The sequence below is a fragment of the Streptomyces sp. MAI_2237 genome (genome assembly GCF_054189285.1).
This window is the reverse complement of sequence record NZ_JAJPGQ010000002.1, coordinates 460,192-483,908: the sequence shown is the minus strand read 5'-3', so window position 1 is coordinate 483,908 and position 23,717 is coordinate 460,192. Positions and strand designations below refer to the sequence as shown.

Annotated in this window: 18 protein-coding genes, 3 tRNA genes and 2 pseudogenes; 17 read left to right on the top strand and 6 right to left on the bottom strand. The window is 71.5% G+C overall.

Annotation, left to right across the window (positions count from 1 at the left end):
• Positions 1-21: 21 nt before the first annotated feature.
• Positions 22-693, bottom strand: a complete 672-nt coding sequence (locus LN251_RS07045) for a SanA/YdcF family protein (RefSeq protein ID WP_458243621.1) — start codon at positions 691-693, stop codon at positions 22-24.
• 215 nt (positions 694-908) lie between these two features.
• Between LN251_RS07045 and LN251_RS07040 the strand changes: the two genes are divergently transcribed.
• The 5 genes from LN251_RS07040 (at position 909) to LN251_RS07020 (ending at position 7,922) form a co-directional block, all read left to right on the top strand.
• Entirely contained in the window at positions 909-1,751 is an 843-nt protein-coding gene (locus tag LN251_RS07040) for a sirohydrochlorin chelatase (protein ID WP_458243620.1), read from the top strand.
• Positions 1,752-1,806: 55 nt separating this feature from the next.
• The gene (locus LN251_RS07035) at positions 1,807-3,066 is read left to right on the top strand and encodes a deoxyguanosinetriphosphate triphosphohydrolase (RefSeq protein ID WP_458243619.1); all 1,260 of its coding nucleotides are present in this window, start codon (positions 1,807-1,809) and stop codon (positions 3,064-3,066) included.
• Between the two features lie 162 nt (positions 3,067-3,228).
• Positions 3,229-4,494, top strand: coding sequence for an NAD(P)/FAD-dependent oxidoreductase (locus LN251_RS07030; protein WP_458243618.1), 1,266 nt, complete (start codon positions 3,229-3,231; stop codon positions 4,492-4,494).
• A 107-nt stretch (positions 4,495-4,601) separates the two neighbouring features.
• Entirely contained in the window at positions 4,602-6,506 is a 1,905-nt protein-coding gene (gene dnaG, locus LN251_RS07025; protein WP_458243617.1) for a DNA primase, read from the top strand.
• A gap of 102 nt (positions 6,507-6,608) precedes the next feature.
• Entirely contained in the window at positions 6,609-7,922 is a 1,314-nt protein-coding gene (locus tag LN251_RS07020; protein ID WP_458243616.1) for an RNA polymerase sigma factor, read from the top strand.
• Positions 7,923-8,036: 114 nt separating this feature from the next.
• Here the strand turns inward: LN251_RS07020 and LN251_RS07015 are convergent.
• From LN251_RS07015 to LN251_RS07000, 4 genes and pseudogenes are all read right to left on the bottom strand, one after another.
• Positions 8,037-9,969, bottom strand: a pseudogene (locus tag LN251_RS07015) (ABC transporter ATP-binding protein).
• A complete protein-coding gene (locus tag LN251_RS07010) occupies positions 9,969-11,702 on the bottom strand; it encodes an ABC transporter ATP-binding protein (RefSeq protein WP_458243615.1) in 1,734 nt (577 codons plus the stop codon). The pseudogene LN251_RS07015 and the gene LN251_RS07010 overlap by 1 nt, the downstream one beginning before the upstream one ends.
• 163 nt (positions 11,703-11,865) lie before the next feature.
• Positions 11,866-13,308 (bottom strand): FGGY family carbohydrate kinase, encoded by a 1,443-nt coding sequence (locus tag LN251_RS07005; protein WP_458243614.1) that lies wholly within the window; start codon positions 13,306-13,308, stop codon positions 11,866-11,868.
• 50 nt (positions 13,309-13,358) lie between these two features.
• The gene (locus tag LN251_RS07000; RefSeq protein ID WP_142151804.1) at positions 13,359-13,664 is read right to left on the bottom strand and encodes a YtxH domain-containing protein; all 306 of its coding nucleotides are present in this window, start codon (positions 13,662-13,664) and stop codon (positions 13,359-13,361) included.
• 134 nt (positions 13,665-13,798) lie between these two features.
• Between LN251_RS07000 and LN251_RS06995 the strand changes: the two genes are divergently transcribed.
• The 12 genes from LN251_RS06995 to LN251_RS06940 all read left to right on the top strand — a co-directional run bounded on the left by LN251_RS06995 (position 13,799) and on the right by LN251_RS06940 (position 23,078).
• Positions 13,799-13,871: transfer RNA gene (locus LN251_RS06995), tRNA-Asn, on the top strand.
• A 5-nt stretch (positions 13,872-13,876) separates the two neighbouring features.
• Positions 13,877-13,949: transfer RNA gene (locus LN251_RS06990), tRNA-Asn, on the top strand.
• A 177-nt stretch (positions 13,950-14,126) separates the two neighbouring features.
• Positions 14,127-14,203, top strand: a tRNA-Ile gene (locus LN251_RS06985).
• 758 nt (positions 14,204-14,961) lie between these two features.
• Positions 14,962-15,159 (top strand): hypothetical protein, encoded by a 198-nt coding sequence (locus LN251_RS06980; RefSeq protein ID WP_458243613.1) that lies wholly within the window; start codon positions 14,962-14,964, stop codon positions 15,157-15,159.
• Between the two features lie 327 nt (positions 15,160-15,486).
• Positions 15,487-15,858 (top strand): hypothetical protein, encoded by a 372-nt coding sequence (locus LN251_RS06975; RefSeq protein ID WP_458243612.1) that lies wholly within the window; start codon positions 15,487-15,489, stop codon positions 15,856-15,858.
• 171 nt (positions 15,859-16,029) lie between these two features.
• A complete protein-coding gene (locus tag LN251_RS06970; protein WP_458243611.1) occupies positions 16,030-16,347 on the top strand; it encodes a hypothetical protein in 318 nt (105 codons plus the stop codon).
• A gap of 20 nt (positions 16,348-16,367) precedes the next feature.
• The gene (locus tag LN251_RS06965; RefSeq protein WP_458243610.1) at positions 16,368-16,517 is read left to right on the top strand and encodes a hypothetical protein; all 150 of its coding nucleotides are present in this window, start codon (positions 16,368-16,370) and stop codon (positions 16,515-16,517) included.
• 293 nt (positions 16,518-16,810) lie between these two features.
• Positions 16,811-17,869: a LacI family DNA-binding transcriptional regulator gene (locus tag LN251_RS06960; RefSeq protein WP_458243609.1), complete on the top strand. Its 1,059-nt coding sequence runs from the start codon at positions 16,811-16,813 to the stop codon at positions 17,867-17,869.
• Between the two features lie 387 nt (positions 17,870-18,256).
• Positions 18,257-19,750: a glycoside hydrolase family 32 protein gene (locus LN251_RS06955; RefSeq protein ID WP_458243608.1), complete on the top strand. Its 1,494-nt coding sequence runs from the start codon at positions 18,257-18,259 to the stop codon at positions 19,748-19,750.
• A 78-nt stretch (positions 19,751-19,828) separates the two neighbouring features.
• Positions 19,829-21,172 carry an ABC transporter substrate-binding protein gene (locus tag LN251_RS06950; protein ID WP_458243607.1) on the top strand — a complete coding sequence of 448 codons (1,344 nt, stop codon included), beginning with the start codon at positions 19,829-19,831 and terminating at the stop codon, positions 21,170-21,172.
• A gap of 86 nt (positions 21,173-21,258) precedes the next feature.
• Positions 21,259-22,239, top strand: coding sequence for a carbohydrate ABC transporter permease (locus LN251_RS06945; protein WP_458243606.1), 981 nt, complete (start codon positions 21,259-21,261; stop codon positions 22,237-22,239).
• 2 nt (positions 22,240-22,241) lie between these two features.
• Entirely contained in the window at positions 22,242-23,078 is an 837-nt protein-coding gene (locus LN251_RS06940) for a carbohydrate ABC transporter permease (protein WP_458243605.1), read from the top strand.
• Positions 23,079-23,207: 129 nt separating this feature from the next.
• On the opposite strand, the pseudogene LN251_RS06935 reads toward LN251_RS06940, so the two are convergent.
• Positions 23,208-23,672: pseudogene (locus tag LN251_RS06935) on the bottom strand (N-acetyltransferase family protein); the annotation flags it as partial.
• Between the last annotated feature and the right edge of the window lie 45 nt (positions 23,673-23,717).

Here is a 23,717-nt window from a genome sequence, read left to right as displayed (position 1 = left end):
CCGGCCGGCGTGAGCCCGGCGTCACCGGGCGCTGGCCAGCGCCTTCGCGACGCCCTTCTCCTTGTGCCCGAGGAACTGCGGGTCCGGGTGGAACACGGCGTCCAGCGCCGCCTTGCCGGCCGCGAACACCTCGCGCGTGCCGCCGTAGTACCAGGTCACGTCGTGTTTGGCGTCCACCCCGACGCCGTACGACGACACGCCCGCGGCCTGGCAGAGCGCCACCGCCCGCCGGATGTGGAAGCCCTGGCTGATCAGCACCGCCCGGTCCACGCCGAAGATCTTCTTCGCGCGCACGCAGGAGTCCCAGGTGTCGAAGCCCGCGTAGTCGCTGACGATCCGCCGGTCCGGCACGCCGTGCCGGGTCAGGTAGGCGCGCATGGCGTCGGGCTCGTCGTAGTCCTCGCGGCTGTTGTCGCCGGTGACGAGGACCACTTCGACGCGGTTGTCGCGGTACAGCTTCGCCGCCGCGTTGAGCCGGTTGGCCAGGTACGGCGACGGCTCGCCGTTCCACAGGCCGGCGCCGAAGACGACGGCGACCTCGGCGCGGGGCGCGTCCGCGACCGTGCCCAGCCGGCCGGCCGTGGAGACGTACAGCCAGGTCGACGGAAGGAGCGCCAGCACGCACCCGGCCGTCACGGCCTGCACCAGCCGCCGCTGTCCGGTGCGTGTGCGGGGCAGCCGCGGTTTGCGCATTCGAACGTTCCCCCTCTTCCGCCTGCTTCTCGACAGTCAGAGACGTCGCGTCGAGCCCGGCGGTTCGGCACACCCTACGTGACCAGGTTCACTCCGTGCGACGAAACCGCAGGTCGTGGCGGCTCACAGGCCCGCGTCCGGCGCGGTGAAGGGCTGGAAAACGCCCGTCATCACCAGGCAACGGGACGGCAACGTGCCCCGGCGAGGATCGATGCATGACGGACAGTACGGCGCACCTCCTGAGCCAGATCGGCAGCCGGCTCGCGGGCCGGCTCAGCCTCGTCTCCCTGGACGGCCGGCGCCGCCCGGCCCCTCCCGCGTTGGTCGTCGTGGCGCACGGCAGCCGCGACCCGCGGGCTCTGAGCACCGTCCGCGCGCTCCTGGAGCGGGTCCGTGAGCGGCGTCCGGGTCTGCCCGTCCACCTGGGCCACATCGAACTGAACGAGCCCCTGCTCCCCGACACCCTGGCCGGCCTCGGCGGGCGGGAGGCGGTCCTCGTCCCCCTGCTGCTCAGCCGCGGCTACCACATCAAGCGGGACATCCCCGAGATGGCCGCCGCGTCGGACGTGCACGCGCGCGTGGCGGGCGCCCTGGGCCCGCACCCGCTGCTGGTCGACGCCCTGTACGCCCGCCTCGTCGAGGCCGGCTGGCGCACCTGCGCGGACGAGGAGACACGGCGCGCGAGCGCGGTCGTCCTGGCCGCCGCGGGCTCCCGCGACCCCGAGTCCGGGGTCGACACCGGCCGCACGGCCGAACTCCTCGCCGAGCGCCTGGGCGTCCCGGTGGTCCCCGCCTACGCCACGACGTCGGCCCCGACCGTCCCGGACGCGATCCGGGCCCTGGCGGCGAGGGGTCGTCACCGCGTCGCGGTCGCCTCCTACTTCACGGCCCCGGGCCGCTTCGCCACCGAGTGCGCCGAGGCGGCCCCGTGGATCGCCTCGGCCCCCCTGGGCACCCACCCGGCGATGGCGGAACTGCTCCTGCACCGGTACGACAACGCCGTAAAGGGCACGACGGACTGGGCGACAAGCCGCACACAGCCCGCACTCGCCATGTGAGCGATCCCGGCGGACACGTACGCGGATTGTCGGTCCCTGCCCGTACTGTCGAGACATGTCGTACGACGCGCAGGCAACAGAACGCTGGGCCCCAGAACCCGACAAACGCCCCGGCCGCACCGCATTCCAGCGCGACCGCGCGCGCGTACTGCACTCCTCGGCCCTGCGAAGGCTCGCCGGCAAGACCCAGGTCGTCACCCCCGGCACCCGCACCCGGGTCTGGGACGCCAGCCCCCGCACCCGCCTCACCCACTCCCTGGAGTGCGCCCAGGTCGGCCGCGAACTCGGCGCGGCCCTCGGCTGCGACCCCGACCTGGTGGAGGCCGCCTGCCTCTCGCACGACCTCGGCCACCCCCCGTTCGGCCACAACGGCGAACAGGCGCTGAACGAATTCGCCCACGACTGCGGCGGCTTCGAGGGCAACGCGCAGTCCCTGAGGCTGCTCACCCGCATCGAGCCCAAGCGCTTCACCCCGGAGGGCTCCGTCGGCCTCAACCTCACGCGGGCCACCCTGGACGCCGCCACCAAGTACCCCTGGCCCAGGGGCGCCCATCCCACCGATCCCGCCTCGCCCAAGTTCGGTGTCTACGAGGACGACCGCCCCGTCTTCGACTGGGTCCGCAAGGAGGCCCCCGGCACCCGCACCACCTTCGAGGCCCAGGTCATGGACTGGTCCGACGACGTGGCGTACTCGGTGCACGACGTCGAGGACGGTCTGCACGCCGGCCACGTCGACCCCGACTGCCTGCACGCCGAGCCCGAGCGCCAGGAGGTCTTCGCGGTGGCCCGCGGCCGGTACGTCCCCGCGGACACCGACCCCGCCGAACTCGCCGCCGCCCTCGACCGCCTGCAGGACCAGGAGTGGTGGCCGCACGGCTACGACGGGACGGCCGTCGCCCAGGCCCGCCTCAAGGACGCCACCAGCCAGCTCATCGGCCGCTTCGCCCTCGCCGCCGAGACCGCCACCCGCGCCGCGTACGGCACGGGCCGCCTCACGCGGTACGACGCGGCACTCGTCGTACCGCGCGAGACCCGTCTGGAGTGCGCGATCCTCAAGGCCGTCGCCCACCGCTACGTGATGCAGCGCGCCGAGCAGGAGCGGCTGCGCGCCGACCAGCGTGTCGTCGTGGCCGAACTGGCCCAGGCGCTCACCGTGCGTGCGCCCGACGGCCTGGACCCGCAGTTCCGGTCCCTGTTCGAGCAGGCCGGCGACGACCGCGCGCGCAAACGGGTGATCGTCGACCAGATCGCCTCCCTCACCGACGCCTCGGCCCGCTCGCTTCACGGACGCCTGACGGGGCAGACGGGAGACTGAGGGGGCGCGGGTGACGAGGAATGAACCCGAATGTGACACTCCGTGGCCTGATCGGGCCACTCCCTCTTCCCCCATCACGCTCCGTGCGGGACGCTCGCATGTGGCGGTACCCACAGTGTTTTCTGTGAGGACACCCCCCGGATCCCCCGTAGGAGGCATCAAGTGGTCGACGCGGATCAGACATTCGTCATCGTCGGAGGCGGCCTCGCCGGCGCGAAGGCGGCCGAGACGCTCCGAGCGGAGGGCTTCACCGGCCGCGTGATACTGATCTGCGACGAGCGCGACCACCCGTACGAGCGTCCCCCGCTCTCCAAGGGCTATTTGCTGGGCAAGGAGGAGCGCGACAGCGTCTTCGTCCACGAACCCGCCTGGTACGCGCGCCACGACATCGAGTTGCACCTCGGCGAGACCGTCGACGCCATCGACCGCGAGGCGAAGACGGTCCGCTTCGGCGAGGACGGCACGCTCGTCCACTACGACAAGCTCCTGCTCGCCACCGGCGCGGAGCCGCGCCGCCTCGACATCCCCGGCACCGACCTCGCGGGCGTGCACCACCTGCGCCGCCTCGCCCACGCCGAACGGCTCAAGCACGTCCTCGCCGCGCTCGGCCGGGACAACGGCCACATCGTCATCGCGGGCGCAGGCTGGATCGGCCTGGAGGTCGCCGCCGCGGCCCGTGAGTACGGCGCCGAGGTCACCGTCGTCGAGCCGCACACCACCCCGCTGCACGCGGTCCTCGGCCCCGAGCTCGGCAACCTCTTCGCCGAGCTGCACCGCGAGCACGGCGTCCGCTTCCACTTCGGCGCGCGGCTCGCCGAGATCGTCGGCCAGGACGGCATGGTCCTGGCGGCCCGCACCGACGACGGCGAGGAGCACCCCGCCCACGACGTCCTCGCCGCGATCGGCGCGGCCCCGCGCACCGGCCTCGCGGAGGCGGCGGGCCTGGAGATCGCCGACCGGCGGTACGGCGGCGGCGTCGCCGTCGACGAACGGCTGCGCACCTCAGACCCCGACATCTACGCCGCCGGAGACGTCGTCTCCTTCCCGCACGCCCTGTTCGACACGCGGCTGCGCGTCGAGCACTGGGCCAACGCCCTCAACGGCGGGCCCGCCGCGGCCCGGGCGATGCTCGGCCGGGACATCACCTACGACCGCGTGCCCTACTTCTTCTCCGACCAGTACGACCTCGGCATGGAGTACTCCGGCTGGGCGCCCCCCGGCACCTACGACGAAGTGGTCATCCGGGGAGACGCCGGCAAGCGCGAGTTCATCGCCTTCTGGGTCAAGGACGGAAGGGTGCTGGCCGGGATGAATGTGAACGTGTGGAACGTCACGGACCCCATCCAGACGCTGATCCGCACCAGGACCCGGGTGGACACGGAGGCACTGGCGGACCCGCACGTTCCGCTCGAAAGCCTCGTCTCTTGAGTGTCAGTCCATCCCCGTGCTGCAATCTTCCGGGGGGCAACCCCCGGACCCCCGGCCGAGGGCCGTCTCGCCCCAGGAGTGTCAGTTCTGACCCGTAGAATCACCCTGTGGCAGGACGGATCAACGACGAGGACGTGAAGGCGGTACGGGACGCGGTCCCGATCGACGCCGTGGTGTCCGAGTACCTCCAGCTGCGCAACGCGGGCGGTGGCAACCTCAAGGGCCTGTGCCCGTTCCACGACGAGAAGTCACCGTCCTTCCAGGTCAGTCCGAGCAAGGGGCTCTTCCACTGCTTCGGCTGCCAGGAGGGCGGCGACACCATCACGTTCGTGATGAAGGTCGACCACCTCTCCTTCTCCGAGGCGGTCGAGCGCCTCGCCGCCCAGGCCGGCATCACCCTGCGGTACGAGGAGGGCGGCTACAACCCCTCCCACCAGCGCGGCGAGCGCATCCGTCTGGTCGAGGCCCACAAGATCGCCGCCGAGTGGTACGCCGAGCAGCTCGCCACCAGCCCCGAGGCCGACACCGGCCGGATCTTCCTCGCCGAGCGCGGCTTCGACCAGGCCGCCGCCCAGCACTTCTCGGTCGGCTACAGCCCCCAGGGCTGGGACCACCTCACCCGCTTCCTGCGCGGCAAGGGCTTCACCGACAAGGAGCTCGTCCTCTCCGGCCTCTCCCAGGAGGGCCGCCGCGGCCCCATCGACCGCTTCCGCGGCCGCCTGATGTGGCCCATCCGCGACATCGGCGGAGAGGTCGTCGGCTTCGGCGCGCGCAAGCTCTACGAGGCGGACAACGGCCCCAAGTACCTCAACACCCCCGACACGGCGATCTACAAGAAGTCCCAGGTCCTGTACGGCATCGACCTGGCGAAGAAGGACATCGCCAAGGCCAGCCGCGCCGTCGTCGTCGAGGGCTACACCGACGTCATGGCCTGCCACCTCGCCGGCGTCACCACGGCCATCGCGACCTGCGGCACCGCCTTCGGTGGCGACCACATCAAGATCCTGCGTCGGCTGCTGATGGACAACGGCTCGGCCCGCGTGATCTTCACCTTCGACGGCGACGCGGCCGGCCAGAAGGCGGCCCTGCGCGCCTTCGAGGACGACCAGAAGTTCGCCGCCGAGACCTACATCGCGATCGCCCCGGACGGCATGGACCCCTGCGAGCTGCGCCTGGCCAAGGGTGACGAGGCCGTCGCCGACCTGGTCGAACCCCGCACCCCGCTCTTCGAGTTCGCGCTGCGCCAGATCGTCGTCCGCTACGACCTCGACACCCCCGCCGGCCGCGCCGCCGCCCTCGACGAGGCGGCGCCCATCGTGGCCCGCATCAAGAACAGCGGCGCCCAGCACGAGGTTGCCGTCCAGCTCGCCGGCATGCTCGGCATCCTCGACACCCAGTTCGTCGTCAAGCGCGTCGCCCAGCTCGCCCGCTGGGCCCGCGACCGCGGCGGCAAGGGCCCCGCGCCCAGCGGTCGCGGCCCCCACCAGCCCTACGACGCCGCCCCGCGCCCCACCGCCTCGGGCCCCGCCCTCACCCTGCGCAACCCCGTCTACGCCACCGAGCGCGAGCTGCTCAAGCTCGCCCTCCAGCGACCGGAGCTGGTCTCCCCGGCCTTCGACGCCTACGGCGCCGACGAGTTCACCGCCGCGCCCTACGCCGCCGTCCGCCAGGCGATCATGGAAGCGGGCGGCACCGAGTACGGCGTGCGGGACCCCCAGGACTACCTGGTCCGGGTGCGCGAGGCCGCGCCGGACGACACCGTGCGCGCCATGGTCACCGAGCTGGCCGTGGAGGCGATCATGCGCAAGTCGGTCGACGAGGTGTACGCGGGCGCCCAGCTGGTCACCGTCCGCCGCCGGGCCGTCGAGCGCCGGGTCCGGGACATCACCTCCACTCTCACCCGCCTCGGCACCTCCGGCGATCCCGCCCAACTGGCCGCCGTACAGAACGAGTTGTGGGTGCTGCAGCAGTACGACCAGGCCCTGCGCGAACACGGCGCCGCGGCTCTCTGAGGCGACCGGACGACACGGTCACCGCCCGGTCACGGCCCGATTGCAAAAAGTCACCGCACGCCCCTCGTGGCGGCGATGTGTCGTACTCCACACTGGGTTCCGGTGCCTGAGTCCTCGGAGCGCGGCCGATCCGTCCCGTACGGGTCCCAGACCCCCGCGGTTCCGTTCAACGCGTACGGGACGGACAGCGGCGAGGCCGCCGACTCCGCCCCCGAAGTACCGCTGCCGTACCCCCTGGCAGCGATCATCCTGGAGGTCGCCCGCGTGCAGACCCAGACCCTCACCCAGACCGACACCGGCAACGACGTCACGGAGCCGGACGCGGAGGCCGACGTCCTCGTCGCGGTCCCCCCGCAGACCCGTGCCGTGCACCACCCAGAGGCGGACCCCGTGGAACCCGAAGGGCCGCCCGAGGCGGCCGAACCGCCCGCCGAGGCACTGGAGACGGAGACTCCGGAGCCCGTGGAGACGCCCGCCGCGGCGCGGGCCCGCGCCGACACCGGCGGACCGTCCTCGGACCTGTTCCGGCAGTACCTCCGTGAGATCGGCCGTATCCCGCTGCTCACGGCCGCCGAGGAGGTCGAGCTGGCCCGCAGGGTCGAGGCCGGCCTGTTCGCCGAGGAGAAGCTGAGCACCACCCCCGACCTGGACAGCGAGTTGGCGCTGGACCTGGACCGCTTGGTGGTCATGGGCCGTATGGCCAAGCGCCGCCTCATCGAGGCGAACCTGCGGCTGGTGGTGTCCGTCGCGAAGCGGTACGTCGGCCGCGGCCTGACCATGCTCGACCTCGTCCAGGAGGGCAACCTCGGCCTGATCAGGGCGGTCGAGAAGTTCGACTACGCCCGCGGCTACAAGTTCTCGACCTACGCCACCTGGTGGATCCGGCAGGCCATGTCCCGGGCGCTGGCCGACCAGGCCCGCACCATCCGGGTCCCGGTGCACGTCGTCGAGCTGATCAACCGCGTCGTGCGCGTCCAGCGCCGGATGCTGCAGGAACGGGGCTACGAGCCGACCCCCGAGGAGGTCGCCGCCCACCTCGACCTGGCGCCCGAGCGCGTCGGCGAGGTGCTCCGCCTGGCCCAGGAGCCGGTCTCCCTGCACGCCCCGGTGGGCGAGGAGGACGACGTCGCCCTCGGCGACCTGATCGAGGACGGCGACGCGGCGAGCCCCGTGGAGTCGGCCGCGTTCCTGCTCCTGAGGGAGCACCTGGAGGCCGTGCTGTCCACGCTGGGGGAGCGGGAGCGCAAGGTCGTGCAGCTGCGGTACGGCCTGGCCGACGGGCGCCCGCGCACGCTGGAGGAGATCGGCCGCATCTTCGGCGTGACCCGGGAGCGGATACGGCAGATCGAGTCCAAGACGCTGAACAAGCTCCGGGACCACGCCTTTGCGGATCAGCTTCGGGGATACCTGGACTGAAACCTCCCAGGGGCGCGGGGCCGTGTCGATATGCGGCTCCGCCGCGTGGGCGCGACCAGCCGCGACGGACCGGCAGACGACTGACGGCCCATCGCGGCACTCCCCGCGAAGCGGCTAGTCCACTTCCGCCACCGCCTGCGCGAACTGCGCCTTGTACAGCCGCGCGTAGGCCCCGTCGGCCTCCAACAGGTCGGTGTGCGAGCCCTGTTCGACGATCGAGCCGTTCTCCATCACCAGGATCGTGTCCGCGTCCCGGATGGTCGACAGCCGGTGCGCGATCACGAACGAGGTCCGCCCGTGGGCGAGTTTGGCCATCGCCTTCTGGATCAGCACCTCGGTCCGGGTGTCGACCGACGACGTCGCCTCGTCCAGGACCAGGATCACCGGGTCGGACAGGAACGCCCGCGCGATGGTGATCAGCTGCTTCTCACCGGCGCTCACCCCGGAGCCCTCGTCGTCGATCACCGTGTCGTAGCCGTCGGGCAGCGTACGGATGAACCGGTCGGCGTGCGCGGGCCCGCGCCGCCTCCTCGATCTCGCCGCGGGTGACCTCGCGCGAGGCGCCGTAGGCGATGTTGTCCGCGATCGTGCCGCCGAACAGCCAGGTGTCCTGCAGCACCATGCCGATCCGGGCCCGCAGTTCGTCCCGGCTCATCGCGGCGATGTCGACGCCGTCGAGGGTGATGCGCCCGCCGGAGACGTCGTAGAACCGCATGAGCAGGTTGACCAGGGTGGTCTTGCCGGCGCCGGTCGGGCCGACGATGGCGACCGTGTGGCCCGGTTCCGCCTTCAGCGAGAGGTCCTCGATCAGCGGCTTCTCGGGGTCGTAACGGAAGGAGATGTTCTGCAGCTCCACCAGCCCCCGCAGCTCCTCGGGCCGGGTGCCCTCGACCGGGTCCGCCTCCTGCTCCTCCGCGTCCAGGAGTTCGAAGATCCGCTCGGCCGACGCGACACCCGACTGCACCAGGTTCGCCATGGACGCGACCTGCGTCAGCGGCATCGAGAACTGCCGCGAGTACTGGATGAACGCCTGCACGTCACCGATGGACAGGGCGCCCGAGGCGACCCGCAGACCACCGACGACCGCCACCAGCACGTAGTTGAGGTTGGAGACGAACATCATCAGCGGCTGCATGATCCCGCTGTTGAACTGCGCCTTGAACCCGGCCTCGTACAGCGCCTCGTTCTGCTCGGCGAACTGCTGCGCCGACTCGTCCTGCCGTCCGAACACCTTCACCAGGGTGTGCCCGGTGTACATCTCCTCGATGTGGGCGTTCAGCTTGCCGGTGGAGCGCCACTGCTGCACGAAGTGCGGCTGCGACCGCTTGCCGACGCGCGTGGCGACGACGAACGACAGCGGCACGGTCACCAGGGCCACCAGCGCCAGCAGCCACGACACCCAGAACATCATCGCGAGCACACCGATGATGGTCAGCAGCGAGTTGATGAGCTGGCCCATCGACTGCTGCAGCGTCTGGCCGATGTTGTCGATGTCGTTGGTGGCCCGCGAGAGCACCTCACCGCGCTGCCGCTTGTCGAAGTACGACAGCGGCAGCCGCGACAGCTTCGTCTGCACGTTCTCGCGCAGCCGGTACATGGTGCGGTTGACGGTCCGGTTCACCAGCCGGGTCGCCACCGCCATCAGCAGACCGGCGACCAGGAACGTACCGAGCGCGAGCAGCAGGACCCGGCCCACCGCGTCGAAGTCGATGCCCTGGCCCGGGGTGAAGTCGGTGCTGCGCAGCATGTCGGCGATCTGGCCCTGGCCCCGCGCGCGCATGGAGTCCAGGACCTGTTCCTTGGTGGCCCCCGCCGGCATCTGCCGCCCGACGATCCCGGCGAACACCAGGTCGGTGGCCCGGCCGAGGATCTTCGGCCCGATCACGTTGAGCCCGACGCTGACGACCACGCAGCACAGCAGCGCGTAGATCGTCAGCCGCTCCGGCTTGAACTGGGCGATCAGGCGCCGGCCCGACACCTTGAAGTCCATCGAACGGCTGTCGGGCCCGCCGCCCTGACCCATCATCCGCGCCATCGGCCCGGCCATCAGGCAGCCTCCGCTTCCGTCAGCTGGGAGAGCACGATCTCCCGGTAGGTCTCGTTGTCCGCCATCAGCTCGTGGTGCCGGCCGGTGCCGACGACCCGTCCCTCGTCGAGGACGACGATCCGGTCGGCGTCCCGGATGGTCGCCACACGCTGGGCGACGATCACCACGGTGGCCTCGGCGGTCTCCTCGGCGAGCGCCGCGCGCAGGGCCGCGTCGGTCGCGTAGTCGAGGGCGGAGAAGGAGTCGTCGAAGAGGTAGATCTCCGGACGCTGCACCAGGGTGCGGGCGATCGCGAGCCGCTGGCGCTGGCCGCCGGAGACGTTCGAGCCTCCTTGCGCGATCGGCGCGTTCAGCCCGCCCTCCAGCCGGGAGACGAAGTCCTTGGCCTGCGCCACCTCCAGCGCGTGCCACAGCTCCTCGTCCGTGGCGTCCGGGTTGCCGTAGCGCAGGTTGGTCGCGACCGTCCCGGCGAACAGGTACGGCTTCTGCGGGACCAGGCCGACCGTCTTCGCGAGCAGCTTCGGCTCGATGGTCGCCACGTCCGTGCCGTCGACCAGGACCTCGCCGTCGGTCGCGTCGAACAGGCGGGGGACCAGGCCGAGCAGCGTGGACTTGCCGCTGCCGGTCGAGCCGATCACGGCGGTCACCTCACCGGGCCGGGCGACCAGGTCGACGGCCTTGAGCACCGGCTCCTCGGCACCCGGGTAGCGGAAGCCCGCGCCCCGGATCTCCAGGTGGCCGTGCCGGCGCAGCTCCAGCACCGGGGCGGTCGGCGGGACGACGCTCGACGACGTGTCGAGGACCTCCTCGATCCGCTCGGCGCACACCTCCGCGCGCGGCACCATCATGAACATGAAGGTGGCCATCATCACGGACATCACGATCTGCATGAGGTAGGCGAGGAACGCGGTCAGGTCGCCGATCTGCATGCCGCCGCTGTCGATGCGGTGGGCGCCGAACCACACCACCGCGATGGACGACAGGTTCACCACCGTCATGACGATCGGGAACATCAGCGCGAGCATGTTGCCGGTGGCCAGCTGCATCTCGGTGAGATCGCCGTTGGCCTTCCCGAACCGCTCCTTCTCGTACTCGTCCCGGACGAACGCCCTGATCACGCGGTTGCCGGTGATCTGCTCGCGCAGCACCCGGTTGACGGTGTCCAGGCGGGTCTGCATGGCCCGGAACAGCGGCCGCAGCCGCCGCACGATCAACGTCACGCAGATGCCCAGCGTCGGCACCACAGCGACCAGCACCGCGGACAGCGGCACGTCCAGCCCGAGCGCCAGGACGATGCCGCCCACGCACATGATCGGCGCCGACACCATCAGCGTGAACGTCATCAGGGCCAGCATCTGGACCTGCTGCACGTCGTTGGTGGTCCGGGTGATCAGCGAGGGCGCCCCGAAATGGCCGACCTCCCGCGAGGAGAAGGACTGCACCCGGTCGAAGACCGCGGCGCGCACGTCCCGGCCGAGCGCCGCCGCGGTCCGGGCGCCGTAGTACACGGCCCCCGTGTTGCACACGACCTGGGCCAGCGAGATGCCGATCATCAGCGCGCCGAAGGAGAGGATGTAGCCGGTGTCGCCCTTGACGACACCGTTGTCGATGATGTGCGCGTTCAGCGTCGGCAGATAGAGGGTGGCGCAGGTCTGCAGGAACTGCAGCAGCACCACCGCGGCGATGGGTTTCTTGTACGGCCTGAGATAGGTCCGTAGAAGTCGTATGAGCACGCTGCGTCTCTCGGAGTCGGCGGTGGGGGGCGGGTTCGTTGCCCGTCGCCCCCATCGTCGAACATTCCCCCCGCGTTACCTCAACCGATTAAGCCGAGAGCGCGCTTTCGTACGGCCTTTCGGTTGCGGCTCCTACCGGATCCTTACGTTCCACCGCCCACCGTTACGCCCGGAACGCCCCCGGATGGGTCTGCTCCCGCACGGACACGTACTGCTGCCGCACCGCCTGCCCGACCGCCAGCTCCTCACCGGGCTCCAGCACCTGCGCCGCCGCGCCCTGCCAGGCCGGCGGATTGCGCGGGTCGAGCGCGCCCTGCGACACCCCCAGCGCCCACGCGGCCTGCCGGGCGGCACCGATCGCCGCGTAGTCGGCGGGCTGCGGGACGACGACCTGCGCGCCGAACAGGGCGGGCGCCGCCGCCTGCACGGCGGGCAGCTCGGCGGCCGCCCCGAGCAGGAAGATCCGCCGTACGTCGACGCCCCGGCCGCGCAGCACGTCCAGCGCGTCGGCGAGCCCGCACAGCATGCCCTCGAACGCGGCCCGGGCGAGGTGCTCGGGCTTCATCGACTCGCGCCGCAGGCCCGCGAGGGTCCCGGCGGTGTGCGGCAGGCTGGGCGTGCGCTCGCCCTCCAGATAGGGCAGCAGCACCAGTCCGTGCGAGCCGGGCGTCGACTTCATCGCCAGGTCGGACAGGCTCTCCAGGTCCGGCAGCCCGAGCAGCTCGGCGGTCCCGCGCAGGGTCCGCACGGCGTTCAGGGTGGTCACCACGGGCAAGTGCATGCCGGTCGCGTCGGCGAGGGCGGTGATCATCCCGGTGCCGTCGACGAGGGCCTCGGGGTGCACGGCCATCACGGACCCCGAGGCGCCCAGCGAGACCACCGCGTCGCCCAGCCCGATCCCGAGCCCGAAGGCCGCGGCCATGGTCCCGCCGGTCCCGGCGGAGATCAGCAGCCCCTCCGGCGTCGTACCGGCCGCCTCCGCCGGGCCGATCACCTCGGGCAGCATCACCTGGTGACCGAGCGCCAGGTCCACGAGGTCGGTGCGGTAGGAGCCGGTGGCGGCCGACCAGTAGCCGGTCCCGGAGGCGCCGCCCCGGTCGGTGGTCCGTCGCACGGGACGGCCCAGCAGCTGCCACACCAGCCAGTCGTGGGCCTGCATCAGGATCGCGGCGCGCAGCGCGGCGTCCGGCTCGTTCTTGGCGAGCCAGCGCAGCTTGGTGACGGGCTGCGCCGCCTGCGGCACGGACCCCACCGCCTGCGCCCACGCCTCCCGGCCGCCGAGCGCGTCGATGAGATCCGCGGCCGCGACCTGCGTCCGCCGGTCGCCGCCGACCATCGCCGGGCGCACCGTGTTGCCCTGGGCGTCCAGCGCGATCACGGCGTTCTGCTGCGCCGACACGCCGATGGCCTGCACGCCTTCGAGGAGCCCGCCGCCGGCCGCCTCCCCGAGGGAGAGCAGCCAGGCCTGCGGATCGACGTCGGCGGGGCGGTCGCCGTCCAGCGGGTGCGGGGCATACCCCTGCCTGAGTACGGCGCCCGTGTCCGTGTCGCAGACGACGATGCGAGTGAAATCGGGCGAACTGTCCAGCCCGGCGACTATCCCCATGGCGAAAATTCTATGGGCGACGGGCCGCGGGAGTTCGCGGCGAGGTACGCCTAGGTGTTGCTGGTGCCCCAGTCGTCCTCACCCGTGCCGTTGGTGTGCCGGCCCTTCAGCGAGCGCACCCGGTCCGTCACCGAGTCCGGCACGCGGTCCCCGACCTTGTCACTGACCACGTGGTACGCCTTGCCCGCGAACTGGCGGCCCTGCTGGGCGGCCGTCTCGGCGGTGTTGCGGACCGCCGGGTTCTGGGCGACCTGGCGCGCGGACTTCTTCAGCTGCTCGTAGCGTTCGCGTCCGGCGCGCGTGCCCAGCACGTAACCCAGTGCCAGGCCGACGACGAACGTGAGCTTGTAGCGCATGGGGGAGCCACCCTTCCGTCCATGGGGGATACCGATTGGCGGAGCACCCCCCTGCTTGCGCTAATGTATGTGTCGCAGCGAGCGCCCGCCCCCTGGCGAATACCCAGGTAGGTGCGTTCGATGCAACGAGGCATTCCTCCGTAGCTCAATTGGCAGAGCAGCCGGCTGTTAACCGGCAGGTTACTGGTTCGAGTCCAGTCGGGGGAGCTCGGTCCTCCGTAGCTCAATTGGCAGAGCAGCCGGCTGTTAACCGGCAGGTTACTGGTTCGAGTCCAGTCGGGGGAGCATGCTGAACGAGGACCCCGCGGGGTCCTTTTTCATGTCCGGCCGCGCGCGGGGGAACCGTGCAGGTCACGGCGGAGTCCTGAAGGGCATGCGAAGTCGCCCCTGCGAAGCAGGAGATCGTATGAGCGGCTATGCTGCGGCAGACGGCGCGCACACATGTACGCGACACGCCGCTATGGGGCGGTAGCTCAGCCGGTTAGAGCAGCGGACTCATAATCCGTCGGCCGTGGGTTCGAGTCCCACCCGCCCCACCACTGACTACGCGGGCAGAACCGCTCCCACCTGCATGATGAGAAGGCCCCCCGGCCCCGGGTCACTTGGACTGGTTCCCGCGTCACCCGGACTGGGCTGGGGCGAGATTGACGTAGTGGGCCTCAAGGGGCGACCGGCATTCAGCGACGGGGATTTCGCGTCGTAGCTGACGTTGCGCTCCGGCGATTCCCCCGCGCCGGATGTCAGGGCCCGGTCATGCTGATCTCCGTGGTCTGATGCCTGCTGTCGTTCGCGCCGGCCCGGTCGTTGTCCGGCGAACCGGGCCCGGTCGCCAGGCCGGAACAGTCCGAGGCGCCGACGCGGAGGGTCCCCGAGACCGTGGCGGGCGACCGTGGCGGGCTGCGGCGCGTTGGGAGCGTCCGGCCCGGTGTCGTCGGACCGGAGGCACAGAGCCGCGGCGGTGGACGCCGCAGCCACGACGGCGACGGTGCCGGTCGCTGTGAGAGCGGGGCTTCGCCGCCACGAAGAGCGGAGACGCTCGCCCAGGGAGCTGAGGACGGCGGCGACACCGCCGCCGAGGTAGAGAGCGAGATGGCGTCTGCGGCGTGCCGGCTCGGCGGGTTCCTCCTCTTCCGCCGGCAGGGCGGGAGCCGGCTGCTGTGTGAGGCGCGCGATCTTGTCCGCGGCGATCTCGGCCTCGATGTTCGCCAGGCGTGCGGCCAGTCTCTGCTGACTCCTGTAGATGCGGACGACGGCCAGGACGGTTACACCCGGTACGCCTGCTGATAAGACGTGGGTCATGGTGGCCACCCGGTTCAACTGGGGCTGCGACCACCGCGGCTGTGCCGTCCGCGTCACCGGCCACGGCCCCGGCGCGCACCTTGAAGTCCGCCTCGCAGGCGCCGACGCCAACGCCTACCTCGCCGTCGCCGCCTGCGTCGCGGCGATGGCCCACGGCATCGAGGACCGGCCGGAAGGCCGGTCGGCCAGCGACTGACACCTACCAGGGGCAGGGGCCTGTGCCCGGCGTTCTCGCCGGAAGCGGCCTCGTCCGGCGCCGCCGGCTCCCGCCGCTCGGTGCACGCGCAGACCCGGCCTGGTACCGCAGGCAGGTCTCCGACGTGGAGCGGCTACGGGGGATCCGATGAGGCACCCCTTGGCGACGGCAGGGCGACGGCTTGTGCCGCATGGGCCTTCACCCGATGTGGCGAACCATCCCCGATGCGCACATGTCCGACACACGTCGGGAGAGGTAAGTGTCGTGGGGGTGCCTACGAGCCCGTTGCGACGCGGTGGGCGACGGCTGGAACGAGGAGGCTGCCCCGTGGGCGACGGAGCCGAGGTCGACAACAGCAGGATGCGCGACGCGTGCAAGCGCGCGCTGTGGAACCCTGCGCCGACGGTAAAGGAGACGGAGGAACTCGCCGTCGAACTTGAGGGCTACGTCCGCAAGCTCGGCCCGCAACTGGCTGCGCTCGTGCCGCGGATGAGCGAGACCATGCAGCCGCTGGCGGCTGTTGTGCTGCGCCACGTCGGCGAGGTCCTCGACGAGCGGGCGCCACGCTCGGACGCGGCGGCCCGGCTGGAGGACCTGGGCGTAGTCGTGCGCGCCGCGCTGGCGCTGCTCGAGCGTCCCGGTGAACTCGCGCCGGCCGGAGGCTGCCGAATGCGCGAGGAACCGCGCCTTCGGCATTGAGACCCCGGCGGGGTGGGGGTGCACCTCCTCACCTCCCGCGCCGCCGGCACCAGCGCCGGTCCCGGGCGGTCGAACCGCCCGGGACAGCAGGCATCCCTACGCCCCCGAGGGGCCGGTTGGTAGTCCCGGCTCGCGCGCTCGTCCAGAACCCCTCGGAAAGGGAATCGCGCCGTGCATACCCTCGTCGCCGCACCGTTCGGCGGCACCAACATCGTCATGCGCCCGGGTGGTTCCAAGGTCATCCGGGTCGGCGGTGGCAAGTTCAGAGAGATCGCAGCGGCGGTAGCCGAGCGGCAGACCGTGCCGTCCTGCCTCGCCGATGCTGCCGTGCAGCACTGGGACATCGACCTGCACGAAAGCCCCGCGGTGGAGGCGATCCTGATGCGGTCGCCGGGCCCGTACCAGTTCAGTCGCGCGACCGTGGGACTCAACCCGGGCTGCGACTACGACTGCGTGATGTGCCAACTGAGCCGGCTCGCGTGCCGCTGAGCACAGAGAGGAGCGCGGTGATGGCTTCCGCAGGAACGGGCCCCGCGCCGCAAGCGGTCAGCGACTGGCGTCGCGCATACGCCTGGTTCGTCGCGCTGCGCAGGTACCTGCCGCGCCCCGAAGTCGTCGACGCGCGCTGGCAGTGCCCGCCGATCACGCGCGTCGGCTGACGGTCCGACACCGTCTCTCCGCCTTGCCGGTGGCCGACTGGGTACGCGCGGCTACCCGCGCGGTGACGTACTGAGGCGACCGGTCCCGCGCTCGCTTCTGGTCCGATGGGGCGCTCCCAGCGGTCGCCCCGCCCCGCCCACGTGCCGCAGTGCCGCCCCCGAGGCGCGGACACCTCGTGGCCGCGAGTTCGTAACGAGCCATTGACAGTGGCCCGCCAGTGACGGCACTCTCATGTCCACGCGGTTGGCTAAACGATTAGCCAGACCGGAATCCACCACTTTGGGCAGGGGACATGGCGCGCCGGATCGGGATCAAGGACGTGGCAGCGGCGGCAGGTGTGTCGACCGCGACCGTGTCGCACGTCCTGAACCGGGTCGAGGGCAAGCGGATCAGCGAGGAGACGCGTCAGCGCGTCTGGAAGGCCGCCGACGAGCTCGGGTACGCGCCGAACGGACTGGCCCGCGGGCTCAGGACACAGCGGTCGCAGACCATCGGCTTCGTCAGCGACGAGATCGCTACCACCCCGCACGCGGGCCGGATGATCCTGGGAGCCCAGGAGGCCGCCGCTGCCGAGGGTTTGGTGCTGCTGCTGGTCAACACCAGCGGCGACGCCGCACTGGAGCGCACCAGCATCGACATGCTGCTCCAGCGTCAGGTGGACGGCGTGCTGTACGCGGCCATGTACCACCGGATCGTGACCCTGCCGGAGACGCTGCGGGCCACGCCCACCGTGCTGCTCGACGCCGGCTCGCCCGACCCCGCCATCCCCTCCGTCGTGCCCGACGAGGTCCAGGGCGGTTACGTGGCGGTGCGCGAGCTGATCGACCACGGCCACCGCCGGATCGGTGTGACCGTGCAGACCGTCGACCTTCCCGCCCGCAACGGCCGCCTGGAGGGCTACCGCAAGGCGCTCGCCGAGGCCGGCATCGCCTACGACCCGTCGCTCGTCGCCGCCGAGACGGCCGTGCCGTTCAACACCGTCGGCGGTGACGTGGACACCGGCTACCGGGCCGCACGCCGCCTGCTGGCGGCGGATCAGCGCCCGACGGCGCTGTTCTGCTTCAACGACCGTATGGCCGCGGGCGCTTACCGGGCCGCGGCCGAACTGGGGCTGTCCATCCCCGGCGACCTGTCGGTCATCGGGTTCGACAACCAGGAGCTGGTCTGCGAGTCGGTTCACCCGCAGCTGAGCACGGTTCAGCTCCCGCACTACGAGATGGGGGCACGGGCCGTGGCCCAACTGCTCGCACTCACCAGGACTTCGGGCCGGCCACCGGGCCCGGACATCAAGGAAGAACTGCCTTGCCCGCTGGTGGCGCGGGCATCGGTCGCTTCGCCGCCCCGACTCTGACCCCGGGACGGCGAAGCTCTCGCACCGTGACAGGCGACCGTCGCAACCGGTCGTCGGTCCTGCCAGTACGTGGAACACAGTGAGGGTACACATGTCCCCCGAGATTCTCGACGAGCCGTCGCACCGCCATGACCGGCTGATTCACGACAGCGCCGCGGAGTACTGAGCCGCGCTCCCCGCCGGCCCGTCGGCCGGCTCGCACACCACCCCTCCCGCACCTCGCCGCCGGCCGCGCGCCGGACCCGGCGTCCGTCGCCGTGCCACGGAGCCCTCGGCAGGCGCGGCGGGAGGCCACCTTCACGGAGTCCCACGAGGCGATCGTGGCCGGCCGCGCCCTGCGGCCGCCCGTCCTCGCCCGCTCCGCCGCACATATCGAAAGGCACGCGTGTGTCCACCGCGCCCTGCGATCCGTACCGGCCCGTCGCCCATCTGCGGCCGCCCCGGAACTGGATCAACGACCCCAACGGGTTGGTCTTCCACGACGGCCACTACCACGTCTTCCACCAGTACAACCCGTACGGCGCGACGCACGCCGACATGCACTGGGGTCACTTCCGCAGCCCCGACCTGCTGAGCTGGGAACGGCTGCCCATCGCCCTCTCCCCGGACCCCGGCGGCGTGGACGCCGACGGCTGCTTCTCCGGCAACGCCGTCTCCGACGGCGACCGCCTCGTCGTCTTCTACTCCGCCCACCGCCGGGACCGCTCGCCCCAGCACCAGCCGGTCACCACCGCCACCTCCCTCGACGGCGGCCTGACCTTCGCCCCGCGCGCCGACCTGCTGATCCCCTCCTGGCCCGAGGACTGCACCATGTACCGCGACCCCTACGTCTGGCGGGACGGCGGCCGGTGGCGGATGCTGGTCGGCGCCGCCCTCGCGGACGGCCGGGGCGCGGCCCTGCTGTACGAGTCGGCGGACCTGGAGACATGGACGCCGCGGGGTCCCTTCGACGCCCGCCGGCAGGAGCCGGTCGGCAGCACCGGCTTGCACACCGGCGAGGGCTGGGAGTGCCCCCAGTACCTGCCGCCGCGATCCGGCCGCCCCGGGGCGCTCGTCTTCAGCGCCTGGAACGACCATGACGGCGACCGCTGCGTCACGGCCCTGATCGGCGAGGAGCACGACGGCGTCTTCGAGGCCGGCCCGCCCGCCCTCGTCGACCACGGCCCGGACTGCTACGCACCCGCCCTGCTGCGAGCGCCGGGCGACCGCTGGCTGCTGTGGGGCTGGTCCCCGGAGGCCCGCGAGGAGGACTGGGCGGTCGCGGACGGATGGGCCGGCGTGCTGACCCTGCCCCGCGAGATCCGCGTCGCCGCCGACGGCACGCTGCACCAGCGGCCCGCCGCCGAACTCCTCGACCTGCGCGGCGAGCACACGCTGCACGCGGAAGGCTCGGTCCACCGGGAATCCGTCGAACTGGGCGGCGTGGGACGCGCCTTCGACCTGACGGCCCGTCTGGAGACGTCCGGGGTGGGGACCTTGCGGCTGCTCACCGGTCCGGACGAGTACCTCGACCTCCGCCTCGACGCCGCCGCGGGCGAACTGGTCGTCGACCGCGACCACGCCTCGTCCGACGACCGGGCCCACCGCGGCTCCTACCGCATGCCCTGCCCCACCGCGGGGCCCGTCGACCTGCGCCTGGTCGTCGACCACTCCGTCGCCGAGGTCTTCCTGACCACCACCGGCCAGGTGCTCACCCTGCGCTTCTACCCCACGGGCGACGGCCCCTGGCGCCTTCAGGCCCGCACCGCGCCCCACACGCGCCTGAGTTACACGGTCGACGCCTGGCACCTGCTGCCGCTCACGGTCAAGGAGCCGAGCGCCGACACCGACCCGGCCCCCGGCCAGGTCCCCCGCACGGAGCCCTCGCCCTCGTCGCCGTGAGGCACGAGGCCGGTCCCGAACCCCCACAGCTGCGCACCACCCCCCTTCACCCGCGCCACACACCGGAAGGCATCCCGCATGAATCCCGGCACCCCGAGATCCCGCCGTACGGCCGCCACGGCCGCCGCACTCGCCCTGCCCCTGGCCGCGTTGGCCGCCTGCGGAGGCGGCAGCGGCACCGGCGCCTCCGCCGAACAGGGCAGCGGCACCGGCACTATCACCGTCTGGGCCCACCAGGGGCAGGCGAGCGAGGCCGCCGCACTGCAGAACGCGGTGCAGACCTTCAACTCCTCGCAGAAGAAGGTCAAGGTCAAGCTGACGCTGATCCCCGACACCGACTACACCAAGACCATCACCGCCACCGACGCCGCCAAGCTGCCGGACGTGATGGAGTTCGACGGCCCGACCATGGCCAACTTCGTCTACAACAAGAAGCTCGCCGCGATCGGCTCCTACGTCTCCGCGAAGACCCTGGCCAACGCCACGCCCGCCATCAAGGCCGAGGGCAGCGTCGACGGCAGGCAGTACGGGCTGGGCATGTACGACTCCGGGCTCGGCGTCTACGGCAACAAGAAGCTGCTGGACGCCGCCGGCATCACCTACCCCAAGGGCCTGTCCGACGCCTGGACGGCGGCCGAGTTCACCGACGCCGTCAAGAAGCTGGCCGCCAAGGACCCCGACGGCAAGAGCCTGGACCTGCAGGAGAGCAACGGGTTCGCCAACGAGTGGGGCACCTACGGCTTCGCCCCCGTCGTCTGGTCGGCCGGCGGCTCGCTGCTGAAGGACGGCAAGGCCCAAGGCGCCCTGGACAGCCCGGCGGTGGTGTCGGCGCTGAAGACCTTCCAGTCCTGGAAGAAGTACACCGACCCCAACACCGACGGTAACGCCTTCGCCAAGGGCCGCGTCGCCCTGAGCTGGGTCGGCCACTGGATGTACCCCGCCTACGGCAAAGCCCTCGGCAAGGACCTCGTCGTGCTGCCGCTGCCCGACTTCGGCAACGGCCCCAAGACCGGCCAGGGCTCCTGGGAATGGGGCATCGGCGCCGCCACCAAGAACGGCAAGGCCGCCGGCGCCTTCCTCGACTCCCTGCTCGACGACACCAACGTCACGGCGATGACCAAGGCCAACGGCGCTCCTCCCGGCACCCGGTCCGCACTCGCCAAGAGCAGCCTGTACCGGCCCGGCGGCCCGCTTCAGCTCTTCGCCGACCAGCTCGCCAAGCCGTGCGGCGACCGGGACATCACCACGTCCTGCGTCGCCGTGACCCGCCCGGTCACCGCCGGATACCCCACGGTGACCGCCAAGTTCAGCCAGGCGCTCAGCGACGTCTACGGGGGCGCCGACCCGAAGACGGCGCTGGCGAAGGCCGCCCGCGCCATCGACCAGGACTTCTCGGACAACGACGGCTACCAGCTGCCGTAGCCGGCATCCAGCAGCCGGGAGGGGCGTACGCACCCTGACAGCGTCCGTCCCTCCCGGCCGGGAAGAGGACCCCTACCGTGACCATCGTGAACCCCGCACCCGCCGCACCGGACCGGCGGAAGCCGAGTGCACCCCCGACCACCCCCGCCCCCGTACGCCCCCGGCGCCGGAACCGCGACGCGCTGCACGGCCTGCTGATGTCCGCGCCCGCTCTCGGCGGACTGATCGCCTTCGTCGCCGTGCCGTTCGTCTACGCCGTCGTCCTGTCCTTCTACAACGTGCGGCTCGGCTCGCCGCTCCCGCCGCGCTTCTTCGGCGTCGAGCAGTACCGGCGCATCTTCACCGACCCCGACATGTCCGGCCCGTTCCTGCGGGCCCTGCTGAACAACCTGACCTTCGCCGTGGTCGTCGTACCGCTGCAGACGGGGCTCGCGCTGGCGCTGGCCATCCTGCTCAACCGCAAGCTCAAGGCCATCGGCGTCTTCCGGTCGCTGTTCTTCCTGCCGGTCGTCTTCCCCATGGCCCTGGTGGCGGTCATCTGGCGGCTCATCCTCGCCCGCAGCGGCGACGGCCTGCTCAACTCCGCGCTGCACGCGGTCAGTTTCGGCCACTGGGGCGCCTTCGACTGGCTCGGGGACAGCCTCACCGCCATGGCCTCGGTCATCGTGCTGTCCGTGTGGCAGGGCGTCGGCTTCCAGATGGTCATCCTGCTCGCCGGCCTCCAGCAGATCGCCGGCGAGCTCTACGAGGCCGCCGAGCTCGACCGGGCCACGCGGTGGCAGCAGTTCCGGCACGTCACGCTGCCCGGCATCCGGAGCACCCTGGTCTTCGTCGCCCTGCTCACCTCGGTGCTGTCCTTCCGCGTCTTCGACCAGGTCTACGTCCTCGTCCACGGCGGCGGGCTCGACGAGGACGCCACCCGCACCGTGATGTACCAGGCCGTCACCACGGCCTTCGACCAGAACAACATCGGCCAGGCCGCCGCGATCACGGTCGTCTTCTTCCTGATCGTCGTCGCCCTGACCCTCATCCAGCGCCGCGTCGTCCGCCCCGGCAACGAGGACTGATCATGACTCGCACACCCCTGCGCCGCTTCGCCGACCACGCCGTCCTCGGCGTGCTCGCGTTCGTCTTCGTCCTGCCTGTCCTCTACCTGATCCTCGGCAGCTTCAAGCCCTCCGACCAGGTCCTGAACGGACTGACCGGCTTCCTGCCCACCCATCTGTCCTTCGACAACTACCGGGCCGTCCTCAGCAGCTTCGACTCCGACGCCACCGGCTACTTCTGGCGCTTCATGGGCATTTCACTGCTCCTGGCCACCGTCGTGGTGCTCGGCGGTCTGATCGTCAACTCCATGGCCGCCTACGGCCTGACGCGGCTGCGGTGGCGCGGCCAGGGCGCGGTCTTCGCCCTCGTCCTGCTCCTGATGCTCGTGCCGTTCGAGGCGGTCGCCGTCCCGCTGTTCTACCTGTTCAACGACCAGCGCAACACCGTCTACATCCAGGCCGTCCCGTTCATCGCCAACGCCTTCTCCGTCTATCAGTTCTCGACCTTCTTCCGCGCGATCCCGCCCAGCATCGAGGAGGCCGCCCGCATCGACGGCGCGGGCCCCTGGCGCACCTTCTTCGCGATCATCGTGCCGATGTCGAAGCCGGTGTTCGCCTCCGTCGCGATCCTGACCTTCCTCACCCAGTGGGGTGCCTTCCTCTGGCCCGTGCTGATGGTCTCCGACCCCGCGGTGCGGCCCCTTCCGCTGGAGATGAGCGTCTTCCAGGGGCAGATGCCGGTCGACTGGGGACAGGTCCTCGCCTTCGGCGTCCTGCTGATCCTGCCCGTCCTGGTCGTCTTCGCGTTCTTCCAGCGGTGGTTCGTCCAGGGGGTCGCCGGCTCCGCGGTCAAGGGCTGACCACTGCTGCGTGTCCATCGCGTGCACGGCCGCGGTGACGCTGCGGCGGTCGAGCTCGACCTCGGACTCGGCCATTCCGAGGTCGACCTCCTGGGGGCCGGTGAGGTCGGCGAGGGACAACAGGGCCGCCACCGGGCGGTTCTCGGCGAGGTAGGAGGCGCTGAAGCTGTGGATGTGCCGTTCCAGCGCCGCCTGGGCCAGCAACTCCACCATCGCGGTCGCCAGGCCGACGCGGCGCCAGGCCGGGTCCACGGCGACGCTCACCTCCGCGACGCCGTCGGCCAGACGCTCGTACCGTGCGATGGCGACGCCCCGTCCGGAGGCGGCTTCCGCGGCGACGAGGGCGAACCGGCGGACGTAGTCCAGGCGCGTCAGCCGGTCCAGCAGGTCCGGTGTGATGCGCGGCGGACCGCCCAGGAAGCGGCGGTGCAGCGTGTCGGCGTCCGCCGACCGGATCGCCGCCGCCAGGTCCGGCGCGTCGGACGGCACGATCGGCCGGATCACGACGCGGCGGCCGTCGCGGAGCGGCAGCTCGCGCTCGTACGCGAACGGGTAGCCCGCGGGCACGTCGTCGGGGCGGGGCTGAAGGCTCATCGTGCCCCCATCGTGGGGCGCCCTTTCGCGAGCCGTCCTGGGCCG